We start from the raw sequence: 14,820 nt of genomic DNA on the forward strand, positions 1-14,820 counted from the left end.
TGGACGATCCTTCAACCTCCGACCCGGTTTGTTAATTGATCGGCCGAAGCCGCCGCCGCGAGCCTGGAAGTAGCCGTACCCGGCAGCGACCACAACCTTATCGAAGGGCTCTGCAGACACATGTCCGATCACATTCCGATGCGTGTGGCGGTCGTGGGGGCGACCGGCTTCCAGGGGGGTGCCGCGGCGAGACTGCTGGTCGAGCGCGGCCATCGGGTCCGGACGCTGAGCCGCAGACCGGAGGGGGACCGCCCGGATCTGCCCGGCGTCTCGTTCGGCGGCGGCGATCTGGGGCGGTTCGAGGACGTCCGGCAGCTCTTCGAGGGCGCGACCCACGCGGCGGTCGGGATGCCGCTGGTCTACCAGGCCGAGAAGGTGCTGCGGTACGCGCAGAACATCGCCAGGGCGGCCCGCGAGTCCGGGGTGCGGCGGCTGGTCTACAACGCGAATACCCGGGTCCCGTCCAGGACCACCAATGTGGCGGGCTTCGAGACCCGGCGGCTGGCGGAGACCGTGTTCCGCGAGGGTCTCGCGCAGAGCGGCGTCGAGCTGGTCGTGGTCCGTCCGCCGGTCTATCTGGACAACCTCTTCAGCCCGTGGAACGGCCCGGCGCTGATGACGGAGGGCGTACTGGCCTATCCGCTGCCCGCGGACGCGGAGATCGCCTGGCTCTCCCACCGCGATCTGGCGGAGGCGGTCTTCGCGGCGCTCACGGTCGACGGGATCGCGGGCCGCTGCTTCGACATCGGCGGCCCGGTGGGGCTGACCGGCGAGAACCTGGCCGCCGCGTTCGGCCGGGGCCTGGGCCGTGACGTGCGGTACGTGGCCCTGGAGCCGACCGTCTTCGAGCAGGGGCTCTCCCATCTGCTGGGCCCGGAGGCGGCGGCGGGCATCTCCGGGATCTACCACTACATGGCGACGGGCATGGAGCCCGGTCTGCTGGCGGCCGACGGCGGGGTGTGGTCGACGGCGCTGTCGGTGAAGCCGGCCCGGGCCGAGGAGTGGGTGGCCCGCCAGCCCTGGCACACCTGGACGGAGACCGGCCCGGAGAACGAGCCGGAGCCCGCCGCGGCGACCGTGGCCGCCCCCGCGACGACGAGCACCACCAGCACCACCAGCACGAGTACCGAGACGGAGTCCTCCCATGACGTCTGACGCCCACCCATGCGCCACGGCCCTGTTCCCCAGGGAACCGAGCTGGGAGTACCTCCCGCGATGAACGGACCGCACGGCTGACACGGCTGACACGAGAACGCGAGCCCCCCGGACACCTCCGGGGGGCTCCTTCGCGTTTCGGGAGGCGTAAGGGCGTTGGGCCCCCCGGGTGAACAGGAACGGGCATTGGTACGGACCGCCCGCGTCCCGGAGCCGCTCCCGCCGATCGAACAGTTACAAATATGGGCAACTAACGCTAAAAACAACACTTCACGCAATTAGCCCGCCCGTTGCCGCCCCGCTCCGCGCCGCCCGTTCCTCCTCCCGCCCGCACCACCACCCCACAGGTGAGCCCATGATCGGCCGTATCCCCGTCACGGACGTCCGTCCTCTCGTCGACTGCGGGCACCGGCCCGCCAAGGCCGTGGTGGGTGAGACCTTCGAGGTCACCGCCACGGTCTTCCGGGAGGGCCATGACGCCGTCGCCGCCAATGTCGTGCTGCGCGACCCGGGCGGGCAGCCGGGGCCGTGGACCCCGATGCGGGAGCTGGCACCCGGCAGCGACCGGTGGGGCGCGCGGGTCACCCCGGACGCGCCGGGGATGTGGAGCTATGCCGTGGAGGCCTGGGACGACCCGGTGGCCGGCTGGCTGCGGGAGGCCGGGATCAAGGTCCCGGCCGGGATCGACACCGAACTGGTCCTGGAGGAGGGGGCGCGGCTGTACGAGCGGGCGGCCGACGGCGTACCGAAGCGGGACGGCCGGGAGGCGGTCCTCGCGGTGGCCGACGCGCTGCGGGACGGCGGGCGGGAGCCGCGGGCCCGGCTGGCCGCCGCCCGCGCCCCGGAGGTGACGGCGGTCCTGGCCCGCCATCCGCTGCGCGAGCTGGTCAGTCTCTCCCGGCCGCTGCCGCTGCTGGTGGAGCGCCGCCGGGCGCTCTTCGGCTCCTGGTACGAGCTGTTCCCCCGGTCCGAGGGCGCGGTGCTCGCGCCGGGCCTTCCGCCGGTCTCCGGCACCTTCCGGACGGCGGCCGAGCGGCTGCCCGCGATCGCCGCGATGGGCTTCGACGTGGTGTATCTGCCGCCGGTCCATCCGATCGGCACCACCCACCGCAAAGGCCCGGACAACGCCCTGACGGCCGGGCCCGACGACGTCGGGGTGCCGTGGGCGATCGGCTCGGCGGCCGGCGGCCACGACGCGCTCCACCCCGACCTGGGCACCTTCGCCGACTTCGAGCACTTCGTGGCGACCGCGCGGGCGCTGCGGCTGGAGATCGCCCTCGACTTCGCGCTCCAGTGCTCACCGGACCATCCGTGGGTGACGGAGCGTCCGGAGTGGTTCCGGCACCGCGCGGACGGTTCGATCGCCTATGCCGAGAACCCGCCGAAGAAGTACCAGGACATCTATCCGATCCGGTTCGACGCCGATCCCCGGGGCCTGGTCCGGGAGACCGTACGGATCCTGCGGTTCTGGGCGGCGAAGGGGGTGCGGATCTTCCGGGTGGACAATCCGCACACCAAGCCGGTGGACTTCTGGGAGCAGGTCCTGGCCGAGATCGGCCGGACCGACCCGGATGTGATCTTCCTGGCGGAGGCGTTCACCCGTCCGGCGATGATGCGGGCCCTGGCCCAGGTCGGCTTCCAGCAGTCGTACACCTACTTCACCTGGCGGAACACCAAGGCGGAGCTGACGGAGTATCTGACCGAGCTGTCCGGGGAGACCTCCGCGTTCCTGCGGCCGAACCTCTTCGTCAACACCCCGGACATCCTGCACGAGACCCTTCAGCGCGGCGGCCGGCCCGCCTTCGAGGTCCGGGCCGTGCTGGCGGCGACGCTCTCCCCGTCGTGGGGGATGTACGCGGGGTACGAGCTGTGCGAGAACACGGCCCTGCGGGAGGGCAGTGAGGAGTACTTGCGCTCGGAGAAGTACGAACTCCGGCCCCGGGACTGGGAGTCCGCCGCCCGCGAGGGCCGGACGATCGCCCCCCTGATCACCGCGCTCAACCGGATCAGACGCCGCCATCCGGCGCTCCAGCAGCTGCGGGACCTGCATTTCCACGAGACCGACAACGAGGCGCTGATCGCGTACTCGAAACGGGCGGGACGGGACACCGTACTCGTCGTCGCCAACCTCGACCCCCACCACACCCAGGAGGGGACGGTCTCGTTGGACATGCCGCGACTCGGCCTCGGATGGCACGAGTCGGCCCCGGTGCGCGAGCTGCTCACCGGTGAGACCTATCACTGGGGCAGAGCCGCCTTCGTGCGCCTTGAGCCGGGTGTCACGCCCGCGCACGTGGTGGCTCTGCGACCGTCCCCGCCGATCGGAGGGTCACCCACACCATGACCGTCAACGAACCCGTCCACGACCTGTTCGAGGACACCCCCGAGAAGGACCGCGACCCCGACTGGTTCAAGCGGGCCGTCTTCTACGAAGTACTCGTCCGCTCCTTCCAGGACAGCGACGGGGACGGCGTCGGCGACCTGAAGGGCCTGACCCAGCGCCTGGACTACCTCCAGTGGCTGGGCGTGGACTGCCTCTGGCTGCCGCCGTTCTTCAAGTCACCGCTGCGGGACGGCGGCTACGACGTCGCCGACTACACCTCGGTACTGCCCGAGTTCGGCGATCTGGCGGACTTCGTCGAGTTCGTGGACGCCGCCCACCAGCGGGGCATGCGGGTCATCATCGACTTCGTGATGAACCACACCAGCGACCAGCACGAGTGGTTCCAGCAGTCCCGGTCGGACCCCGACGGCCCCTACGGCGACTACTACGTCTGGGCCGACGACGACAAGCGCTACCCCGACGCGCGGATCATCTTCGTCGACACCGAGTCGTCGAACTGGACCTTCGACCCGGTCCGCCAGCAGTACTACTGGCACCGGTTCTTCTCCCACCAGCCGGATCTCAACTACGAGAACCCGGCCGTCCAGGAGGAGATCGTCTCGGCCCTGCGGTTCTGGCTGGATCTGGGTATCGACGGCTTCCGGCTGGACGCGGTGCCCTACCTCTACCAGGAGGACGGCACCAACTGCGAGAACCTGCCGGCCACCCACGAGTTCCTCAAGCGGGTCCGCGAGGAGATCGACGCGCACTACCCGGACACCGTGCTGCTCGCCGAGGCCAACCAGTGGCCCGAGGACGTGGTGGACTACTTCGGCGACTACGCCGACGGCGGCGACGAGTGCCATATGGCGTTCCACTTCCCGGTGATGCCCCGGATCTTCATGGCGGTCCGCCGCGAGTCCCGCCATCCGGTCTCCGAGATCCTGGCCAAGACCCCGGCGATCCCGGCGAACTGCCAGTGGGGCATCTTCCTCCGCAACCACGACGAGCTGACCCTCGAAATGGTGACGGACGAGGAACGCGACTACATGTACGCGGAGTACGCCAAGGACCCCCGGATGCGGGCGAATATCGGCATCCGGCGGCGGCTCGCCCCGCTGCTCGACAACGACCGCAACCAGATCGAGCTCTTCACCGCCCTGCTGCTCTCCCTGCCGGGCTCGCCGATCCTCTACTACGGCGACGAGATCGGGATGGGCGACAACATCTGGCTCGGCGACCGGGACGCGGTCCGCACCCCGATGCAGTGGACCCCCGACCGGAACGCCGGATTCTCCTCCAGCGACCCGGGGCGGCTCTATCTGCCGACCATCATGGACCCGGTCTACGGCTACCAGGTCACCAATGTCGAGGCGGCGATGAGCAGCCCCTCGTCGCTGCTGCACTGGACCCGGCGGATGATCGAGATCCGTAAGCAGAACCCGGCGTTCGGCCTGGGCACGTACACCGAACTGGCCTCGTCCAATCCGGCGGTACTGGCCTTCACCCGGGAGTACCGGGACGATCTGGTGCTCTGTGTCCACAACTTCTCCCGGTTCGCCCAGCCGACGGAGCTGGATCTGCGGCAGTTCGAGGGACGCCGGCCGGTGGAGCTGATCGGCCAGGTCCGGTTCCCGGCGATCGGCGAGTGGCCGTATCTGCTGACGCTGGCGGGCCACGGCTTCTACTGGCTCCGGCTCCGTTCGGGCGCGGTCACGGAGTCGGGCGCCGCGCCCGTACGGGTGGCCACCGGCTGACGACCGGTACACAGCGCGGGGCCGAGGCTCCGCGCGCCGGGCGCGGGGGGCCTCGTCACCCGCGCCCCGGCACGCCGCCGTAGGCGCCCCGGCGCGAGGCCGCCCGCACTCCGGCGCGAGGGGCACGTACGTCCGAACGAACCGGGTATCCGCGCGCCGCCGGACAGTCGGAGGCGGGATCCGGAACACTCTGGGCATTCGTATATTCGAGACATACAAGACATACGCGACATACGAGTCGGTCAATCCAGAGGGAAAGGGCGCGATGCCATGTCGGAGGCTGCTGCCACCCGGACCCCCGTCGGCCGTCTCCCCCTGCTTCCCTCCCTCGCCCCCCTGCTCCGCGCCTGGCTGCCGCGACAACGCTGGTTCGCCGGAAAGGGCCGCCCCGTCACCGGCTTCTCCCTGGTCTCGGCGGCCGAACTGCTGCCGGTGGCCCCGGCGGGCGCCGGGGGCGCGGCACCGGGACTGCTCCATCTGCTGGTGACGGTCCACCAGGAGGCGCCCGGCGCCGTACCGGACTGCTATCAGCTGCTGCTCGGCGTACGGCACACCCTCCCGGCCCGGCTCGCCCCCGCCCTGATCGGCCGCCCGGCCGACGGGCCGCTGGCCGGGCTCACCGTCTACGAGGCGCTGCGCGACCCCCGGCTGGCCGCCCTGCTCGTGGAGCGGCTGCGCACCCCGGGCGGCCTCGGCCCGCTGCGGTTCGCCCGCGCCGACGGCGCCGCCCCGCTCCCCGCCGGTCTGACGGCCCGCCCCCTCGACACCGAACAGTCCAATACGTCCCTGGTCTACGGCGACGCCTACATCCTCAAGGTGCTGCGCCGGGTCGAGCCCGGCCCCCATCCGGATCTGGAGCTGCCGCTGGCGATCGCCCGCGCCGGATGCGGCCGGGTACCGGTCCCGGTCGCCTGGTACGAGTCGGCGGCGCCCCGGCCGCACACCCTCGGCGTGCTCCAGCCGTTTCTGCCCGGCTCCGAGGACGGCTGGCGGCTCGCCCTGGCCGCGCTGGCCGCCGGACGGCCGTTCACCGACGAGGCCCGGGCGCTGGGCCGGGTCACCGCCGAGGTCCACACGGCGCTCGCCGCCGAACTGCCCACCGTCTCCCTGGGCCCGGCCGAGACCCGGCGGCTGGCGGCCGGGATGACCCGGCGGCTGGACGAGGCCGCGCGGGCGGTCCCCCCGCTGCTGCCGTACGTACCCCGGCTGCGGACCGCCTTCGCCGCCTTCGCCGCCGTCGGCGGGACCGGCCCCGGGCGCCGCGCCCAGCGGGTCCACGGCGATCTCCATCTCGGCCAGGCGCTGCGCTCCGGCACGTACTGGTCGGTGATCGACTTCGAGGGGGAGCCCGCCCGGCCGCTGGACGAGCGCCGCGCCCCCCAGCCGACGGTCCGCGACATCGCCGGAATGCTCCGCTCCTTCGACTACGCGGCCCGTACCCACCGCCCGTGGAACCCGGACTGGGCCGAGCGGTGCCGGATCGCCTACTGCGAGGGGTACGCCGAGGCGTCCGGCCACGATCCGCGCGCCGAACCCGCGTGGCTGCGCGCCTACGAGACCGACAAGGCCGTGTACGAGGTGGTGTACGAGGCCCGGCACCGGCCCGACTGGCTCCCGGTCCCGATGGCGGCGATCGACCGACTGGCCGCCGTCGGCTGACCCCCGCCGACTCCCCCACCGCCGCATCCGCCCGTCGCCCACCGCCCCGCCGACGGCTTACGCCGACCGCCCGCCCGCCGAAGGAGACCCGTCCTGTGACCGCCGCCCGCCCCCCGTACGAGGAGACCCCCGGCACCGGCGCGGCCCGTACGCCCGCGCCGCAGACCACCGCCCGCCCGGCCGCCCGCCCGGCGCCCGCCGCCGCCCGCCCGGCCGGGCCCGCGCGCCCCGCGGCCCGCCCCCGGCCCGCGACGGCCGACGACACCGCCCGGACCCACCGGCGGCCGCCCGCCGGAGACGTCCCCCCGGACCCCGGCCCGCACCCCGGCCCGACCCGGGTGCCGGGACTCTCCGACGACGACCGGGTACGGCTGCTCTCCGGCGGCCATCACGACCCGCACGCCCTGCTCGGCGCCCACACCGCGCCCGGCGGCGGCGTGGTCTTCCGGGTACTGCGCCCCTACGCCCGCTCCGTCACCGTGGTCGGCGACGGGCTGCGGGCCGAGCTGGCCGACCACGGCGACGGGCTCTTCTCGGCCGTCCTCCCGCTCCCCGCCGTCCCCGGGTACCGGCTGCTGATCACCTACGACACCCCCGACGGCCGGGGCGTCCACGAGGTGGTCACGGAGGATCCGTACCGGCTGCTGCCGTCCCTCGGCGAACTCGACCTCCATCTGATCGCCGAAGGGCGGCACGAGGAGCTGTGGCGGGCGCTCGGCGCCCATCCGATGGTCCATCAGGGGGTGGCCGGGACCCGGTTCACCCTCTGGGCGCCGAACGCGCGCGGGGTGCGGATCGCGGGCGGCTTCAACCACTGGGACGGCGGCGGCTTCCCGATGCGGTCGCTCGGCTCGTCCGGGGTGTGGGAGCTGTTCGTGCCCGGCGTCGGCGAGGGCACCCTCTACAAGTTCGAGATCACGCGCCCGGACGGTACGCACACCCTGCGGGCCGATCCGATGGCCCGGCACACCGAGGTACCGCCCGCCAACGCCTCGGTGGTCACCGTCTCCCGGTACGAATGGGGGGACGGCGACTGGCTGGCCCGGCGCGCCGCCCGACCGGCCCACGAATCCCCGTTCTCCGTCTACGAGGTCCATCTGCCGTCCTGGCGGCCGGGGCTGGACTACCGGCAGCTCGCCGAGCAGCTCCCGTCGTACGTCAAGGACCTCGGCTTCACCCATGTCGAGCTGATGCCGCTGGCCGAGCACCCCTTCGGCGGCTCCTGGGGCTACCAGGTGACCGGCTTCTACGCGCCGACGTCCCGGCTCGGCACCCCGGACGACTTCCGGCATCTCATCGACGCGCTGCACCGGGCGGGCCTCGGCGTGATCATGGACTGGGTCCCGGCGCACTTCCCGCGCGACACCTGGGCCCTGGCCGAGTTCGACGGACGGCCGCTCTACGAACACGCCGACCCGGTCCGGGCCGCGCATCCGGACTGGGGGACGCTGGAGTTCGACTACGGCCGCAAGGAGGTCCGCAACTTCCTCGTCGCCAACGCGGTCTACTGGTGCGAGGAGTTCCATATCGACGGGCTCCGGGTCGACGCCGTCGCCTCGATGCTCTACCTCGACTACTCCCGCGAGGAGGGCCGGTGGACGCCGAACGAACACGGCGGCCGGGAGGACCTGGACGCGGTCGCCTTCCTGAAGGAGATGAACGCCACCGTCTACCGCCGCTGCCCCGGGGTGGTGACGATCGCCGAGGAGTCCACGGCCTGGGACGGCGTCACCCGCCCCACCGAACACGGCGGACTCGGCTTCGGGCTGAAGTGGAACATGGGCTGGATGCACGACTCGCTGGAGTACATGGTCCGTGAGCCGGTGCACCGCCGGTTCCACCACCACGAGATGACGTTCTCGATGGTCTACGCGTACACCGAGAACTACGTCCTGCCGATCTCCCACGACGAAGTGGTCCACGGCAAGGGCTCCCTCGTCGGCAAGATGCCCGGCGACTGGTGGCAGCGACGGGCCAACCACCGGGCGTACCTCGGCTTCATGTGGGCCCACCCGGGCAAACAGCTGCTCTTCATGGGCCAGGAGTTCGCCCAGGGCGCGGAATGGTCGGAGACCCACGGCCCCGACTGGTGGCTGCTCGACCCCTCCTACGCGGCCGAGCCGGACCACCGGGGAATCCGGCTGCTGGTCCGCGAACTGAACACGGTCTACGGCCGGACCCCGGCGCTCTGGGAACGCGACACCGTCCCCGAGGGCTTCGCCTGGATCGACTGCGAGGCCGCCGAGGACAACGTCCTCGCCTTCGTCCGCTACGACGCGGCCCGGGAGCCGCTGGTCGCGATCTGCAACTTCTCGCCGGTGGTCCGGGAGTCCTACCGGGTCGGGGTCCCCGAATGGGTGCCCGCCTGGGCGGAGGTGCTCAACACCGACGACGAGCGGTACGGCGGCGGAGGCATCCGCAACGGCGACGGCGAGGCGGCCCCGGTCCGCCCGGAGCCGACGCCGTCGCACGGACGCGGGTCGAGCCTGGTCCTGACGCTGCCGCCGCTGGCGACGCTCTGGCTCCGCCGCGCCGGACTCTCGTAGGGCCCTGCCCTACGACTACCCGGGCCGCGCCCGGCGCCTCGGCCCTCCGGGTGAGCGCCACGAACCGGGTCCCGCCCGGCGCCCGTGCGTTGTCGGCGGTCTGCGGACCGCCCGTGGTTGCTCGCGCGGTTCCTCCCCCTGTGCCTTCGGCGACGGGGGACCCCCAGCGCCTTGGCTCTTCGAGTGAGGCCCACGCCACCCGCCCAGCGGGGCGAGTGTTGCCGGGCGACCGCGCGCCGTCTGTGGCTTGTCGCGCAGTTCCGCCCCCTACGCCTGGCGGCGTGGGGGGACCCCCAGCGCCACCTGGGTTGCCCTCCTGACCGTCCCTTCCAAAAGGCGGGCCCTCCAAGGCCGGGAACCCTTTCAGGGCCGGTGCTGGGGAGAGCATTGAGGGGCTCGGGGAACTGCGAGACAAGCCACAGGCGGCCCGCAGACCGCCGACAACATCAGGTCGCCGGGCGCGCGGCAAGCCGGAGGACCAACGCGGGGGACCGGCGGCATCAGGCGGCACCATCCCCCCGGCGGGCTCAGGCGGTGCTCGGGGTGAGGCCCCCCGGAAGCGGCAGCGTGTGGAGGACCGCGAGGCGCTGCGTCGCGCGGGTCAGGGCTACGTACAGGTCGCTGCCGCCGATCAGGGCCGGTTCCACCACGATCACCGTGTCGAACTCCAGGCCCTTCGCCTCCCGGGGGGTCAGGTACACCACCCGGCCGGTGAGATCGGGGGCGCCCGCCTCGCGGAACCCGTCGCCGAGCCGGGGCAGCAGCTCCGGCGGGACGAGCACGGCCAGCCGCCCCTCCTCGGGTGTCTCCCGGCGGACGGCGGCCCGTACCGCGTCGGCGAGGCCGTCGCCGGTGACCCGGTCGAACCGGGGCGCGACCCCGGTGGAGCGGACCGAACGCGGCGGTACGAACGCCGGATCGTCCGGGAACGCGGCCCGGCGGACGGCGGCGGCCGTCTCCATGATCTCGGCCGGGGTTCGGTAGTTGACCCCGAGCCTGGTGTGGGTCCAGCGGTCGCCGACGTACGGTTCGAGGATCTCCCGCCAGGAACCGGCGCCGGAGCCGTCGGCGGTCTGCGCCGGATCGCCGACCAGGGTCATCGACCGGGCGGGGCAGCGGCGCATCAGGAGCCGCCAGGCCATCGGCGACAGTTCCTGCGCCTCGTCGACGATGATGTGGCCGAAGGCCCAGGTGCGGTCGGCGGCGGCCCGTTCGGCGGCGCTGCGGTGGTCGGCCTCCTCGTGGCGCTCGGCCATCCGCTCGGCGTCCACCACGTCGTGGGCGGCGAGCAGTTCCGACTCCTCGTCCTCGTACTCGTAGCTCTCCGAGCCCGCCGAGACGTCGAGGACGCCCTGGGCGTAGGCGATCCGTTCGCGGCGTTCGGCCTCCTCGGCCGCGCGCCGGGCCGAGTCGTCGACGCCGAGCAGTTCGGCGGCCTCGTCGAGGAGCGGGACGTCGGCCGGGGTCCAGCCGGCCGGGCCGGTCCTGCGGACCGCCGCCGCCTCGTCGGCCGGAAGGTACGGGCCGGGTTCGGCGAGGAACCCTGCCACCAGCTCCTGCGGGGTCAGCGGCGGCCACAGTTCGTCGATCGCGGCATGGACCTCGTCGCTGGTCGCGATGTCCTTGCCGATCTGGGCGAGATCGTCGGGCCCGAGCAGGTTCGGCCCGCCGAACGGGTCGGCGCCGAGCCGGTCCGCGACGTCGCCCGCGAGGGCGTCGGCGATCGCCAGGGCGAAGTAGGGGCGGGCGAGATTGTGCGGCAGCCCGGTGGCCCGGGCGCGGTCCCGGGCCGCGTACGCCATCTCGCGGTGCAGCCGCAGGGTGCCGTACTGGTCGTGGTCGATCAGCAGGGCGGGTTCGGGGAGCGTGTTCTCCGTCTCCGGGTCCCAGCCGGGGATCGCGGGCACCGTCTCGGGCAGCCGCTGCCGGTCGCGTACGGCCCGGGCCAGGGCGTCGGCCATCGCGGTCCGGCCCTTGACGGCGGCGGCCCAGGGGGTGTCCGTACCGGTGGCCCGGACGCCGGGGAAGAGTTCACCGACCGTGGCCAGCAGGACGCCGGTCTCGCCGAGGGACGGCAGGACGTCGCCGATATAGCCGAGGAAGGCCGGGTTGGGGCCGACGATCAGGACGGCCCGGCGGGCCAGCAGCTCGCGTTCCGCGTAGAGGAGATAGGCCGCCCGGTGCAGGGCGACGGCGGTCTTGCCGGTACCGGGGCCGCCTTCGACCACCAGGACGCCCCGGCGCGGGGCGCGGATGATCCGGTCCTGCTCGGCCTGGATGGTCCGGACGATGTCCGCCATCCGGCCGGTCCTGGCGGCGCCGAGGGCGGCCAGCAGTACGGCGTCGGCGTCGTGGTCCTCGTAGCCGGTGCGGGTGGGGTCGGTGAGGTCGAGGAGTTCGTCGTGGAGGGCGGTGACCGTGGCGCCCCGGGTGGTGATGTGGCGGCGCCGGGTCAGGCCCATGGGTTCGTGGCCGGTGGCGAGGTAGAAGGGCCGGGCGACCGGGGCGCGCCAGTCCACCAGGAGCGGGGTGCGGTCGCGGTCGCCGTCCCGGATCCCGATCCGGCCGATGTGGTGGGCGGAGCCGTCGCGCAGGTCGATCCGGCCGAAGCAGAGCCCGGAGTCGACGGCGTCGAGCGCCGCGATCCGGCCGGACTGCTCGGCGGCGGCGACATCGCGTTCGAGCCGCGCCTGAAAGGTGGAGCCGAGCTGGGCGAGAGTGGCGCCGAGGGTGGCGGTCGCCTCCCGCCGCAGTTCGGCCAGGCGCCGCTGGAGCCGGTCCACGACCCGCTGTTCACGGCGCATTTCCGCGCGCTGGATTTCCTCCCGGCGCGCTTCGGCTTTTCCGGTCCCCGTGCTTGACAATTCCACTCCCGGAGCGATATGGTGAGGTTACTTGAATTCCCTGGCCAATTTTCGGACGGGAAGACAATCCCTCAATATACCGCGTTAAAGCCCTCGCCTTCCATTCGGCGGAGGGCTTTTTTGTTATGCCCGGACCTCCGGGCCCGGAGGGCCGGGCCGAGCCCTTCCGGCAGACCTCCGACGTATTTCCGGAACCGGCAAGAACGTTTGCCGCTCCGGCCGGCCGGCGGTGACGCTGAGGTCCGGAGGTGATCGCGATGGACGCGACGAACGAACCGGACACGACCGCGGGCCCCGGCCGGGACGGCTACGAGGTGGTCGTGGTGGGCGGCGGGGCCGCCGGACTGAGCGCGGCACTGGTCCTGGGCCGGGCCCGGCGGCGGGTCGCGGTGGTGGACGCCGGGGAACCGCGCAACGCCCCCGCCGCGGCGATGCACGGCTTCCTCTCCCGGGACGGCATGCCCCCGGCGGCGCTGCTCGCCGCGGGCCGGGCCGAGATCGCCGCGTACGGTACGGATCTCTACCCGGCCCGGGCCGACGAGATCACGGCGGCCGGTCCCGAAGAGCCCCCGGGCCCGGAAGGCCCGTCGGGCGCCTGGGGCGAGCGGCCCGGCGGCTTCCTGGTCCGGCTCGACGGCGGCGCCGTACTCACGGCCCGGCGGGTCCTGCTGGCGACCGGGCTGCGGGACGAACTGCCCGATCTGCCCGGGGTCCGGGAACGCTGGGGCCGGGACGTGCTGCACTGCCCGTACTGCCACGGCTACGAGGTACGGGACGCCCCGCTCGGGGTCATCGGCACCCGCCCGGCGGCCGTCCACCAGGCGCTGATGGTCCGCCAGTGGTCACCCGACGTGGTGCTGTTCGCGCACGGCCTGCCGCTCGGGACGGACGAGCGGGAACGGCTCGCGGCGCGCGGCATCCGGATCGAGGAGGGGGCCGTACGGCGGCTGGCCGTGGCGGACGACCGGCTGACCGGGGTCGAACTCGCCGACGGGCGCGTGGTGCCCCGTACCGCCGTCTTCGTCCCGCCGCTGATGGTGCCCAACGACGGCCCGGCGGCCGGACTCGGCTGTCTACGGGACCCGGCGACGGGGGCCGTGGCGACCGACCCGGCGGGCCGGACGTCCGTCCCCGGAATCTGGGCGGTCGGCAATGTCACCGACGCCAGGGCCCAGGTCGTGGTCGCCGCCGGGGCGGGCTCCGTAGCCGCCATGGACATCAACCACGACCTGACGACGGCGGATACCGACCGGGCGGTGGCCGCGCTGCGCGCCGCGTCGGCTACAACGGGGGTGTGACGACCCATGTGATCGACCTGTGGCGGGCCGGACTCGGCCGGGTACCCGACTCCGTCTGGGACGAGACCGGAGCCGAGGTACTCGTCCTGGCCGGCAACGGACTGACCGCGATCTCCCCCAGGATCGGCGAACTGACCCGGCTGCGCACCCTCGACCTGGGCCACAACGCCCTCACGTCCCTGCCCGCCGAGATCGGGGCGCTGACCGGGCTCAGCCGGTTCCTCTACCTCCACGAGAACCGGCTGACGGAACTGCCGCCGGAACTCGGACGGCTCTCCGCGCTCCGCTATCTCAACATCGGCGGGAACCCGCTGGGCGCGCTCCCCGGCACCCTGGGCGGGCTGACGTCGCTCCGCGAACTCCGGGCCCAGCACTGCGGTCTGACGGCGCTCCCCGCCGCCCTCGGTACGCTCCCCGACCTGCGCGAGCTGTGGCTGCGCGGCAACGAGCTGACCGAGCTGCCGGAGTCCTTCGCGCAACTCGCCTCGGTACGCCGGATCGAGCTGCGGGAGAACCGGCTGACCCGGGTACCGGAGCCGCTGGCGGCGCTGACCCGGCTCCGGGAGCTGGACCTGCGCGCCAACCGGCTGCGGGAGCTGCCGGAGTGGCTGCTCGGCCTCCCGGAGCTGGAGAAGCTCGACCTGCGCTGGAACGATCCGGCGCCGCGGGAGGGGCTGGTGGCGGAGCTGGAGTCCCGGGGCTGCGCGGTCCTGCTCAGCTGACGCCGCCCTCCTCCGGGCCCGTCTGCTGTACGCACCGGAGGCCGTCGACCGGGTGCGTTCGGGGACCGCTCACCCGGTTCCGCACGGACGCCTTCGGCCATGGGGGACCCCCAGCGCCTTGGCCCTCCGGCTGAGGCCCGCGCCTTCCGCCCTGCCGGGTGGGTGTTGTCGGGCGCCCGCGCGCCGTCGTGGGCTGGTCGCGCAGTTCCGCCCCCTATGCCTTCGGCAATGGGGGGACCCCCAGCGCCTTGGCCCTCCGGGGCAGCGCCCACTACCCGGGTCTCGCCCAGCCGCTGATTCTCATTCGCGGTCTGCGGACCGTGGCTGGCTTGTCGCGCAGTTCCCCGCGCCCCTAAATGCTCTCCCCAGCACCACCACGGTGGGAGGCGGGATCCCAACCAAGGCGTTGCCCTTGCAGGGGCCAGGAGTCGGGCAACCAGGGGCGCGGGGAACTGCGCGACCAGCCCACCACGGTCCGCAGACCGCGAACAACACC

8 protein-coding genes are annotated in these 14,820 nt (G+C 73.1%); 7 read left to right on the forward strand and 1 reads right to left on the reverse strand.

Annotation, left to right across the window (positions count from 1 at the left end; genetic code table 11):
• The first annotated feature begins 120 nt into the window (after positions 1–120).
• From ABZ714_RS18370 to glgB, 5 genes are all read left to right on the forward strand, one after another.
• Entirely contained in the window at positions 121–1,155 is a 1,035-nt protein-coding gene (locus tag ABZ714_RS18370; protein WP_358826277.1) for an NmrA family NAD(P)-binding protein, read from the forward strand.
• A 355-nt stretch (positions 1,156–1,510) separates the two neighbouring features.
• Entirely contained in the window at positions 1,511–3,499 is a 1,989-nt protein-coding gene (locus tag ABZ714_RS18375; RefSeq protein WP_358826278.1) for an alpha-1,4-glucan--maltose-1-phosphate maltosyltransferase, read from the forward strand.
• Entirely contained in the window at positions 3,496–5,235 is a 1,740-nt protein-coding gene (gene treS, locus ABZ714_RS18380) for a maltose alpha-D-glucosyltransferase (RefSeq protein WP_358826279.1), read from the forward strand. The genes ABZ714_RS18375 and treS overlap by 4 nt, the downstream gene beginning before the upstream one ends.
• A gap of 270 nt (positions 5,236–5,505) precedes the next feature.
• Positions 5,506–6,894 (forward strand): maltokinase, encoded by a 1,389-nt coding sequence (locus ABZ714_RS18385; RefSeq protein WP_358826280.1) that lies wholly within the window; start codon positions 5,506–5,508, stop codon positions 6,892–6,894.
• A 95-nt stretch (positions 6,895–6,989) separates the two neighbouring features.
• Positions 6,990–9,440 (forward strand): 1,4-alpha-glucan branching enzyme, encoded by a 2,451-nt coding sequence (gene glgB, locus ABZ714_RS18390; protein WP_358826281.1) that lies wholly within the window; start codon positions 6,990–6,992, stop codon positions 9,438–9,440.
• A gap of 527 nt (positions 9,441–9,967) precedes the next feature.
• On the opposite strand, the gene ABZ714_RS18395 is transcribed toward glgB, so the two are convergent.
• Entirely contained in the window at positions 9,968–12,244 is a 2,277-nt protein-coding gene (locus ABZ714_RS18395) for a helicase (protein ID WP_358826282.1), read from the reverse strand.
• Between the two features lie 317 nt (positions 12,245–12,561).
• On the opposite strand from ABZ714_RS18395, the gene ABZ714_RS18400 reads away from it, so the two are divergent.
• Positions 12,562–13,602, forward strand: coding sequence for an NAD(P)/FAD-dependent oxidoreductase (locus ABZ714_RS18400; protein WP_358826283.1), 1,041 nt, complete (start codon positions 12,562–12,564; stop codon positions 13,600–13,602).
• Between the two features lie 11 nt (positions 13,603–13,613).
• Positions 13,614–14,324, forward strand: a complete 711-nt coding sequence (locus ABZ714_RS18405; protein WP_358826322.1) for a leucine-rich repeat domain-containing protein — start codon at positions 13,614–13,616, stop codon at positions 14,322–14,324.
• Positions 14,325–14,820 lie beyond the last annotated feature (496 nt).

The sequence above is a fragment of the Streptomyces sp. NPDC006798 genome (genome assembly GCF_040635975.1).
Taxonomy (GTDB): Bacteria; Actinomycetota; Actinomycetes; order Streptomycetales; family Streptomycetaceae; genus Streptomyces.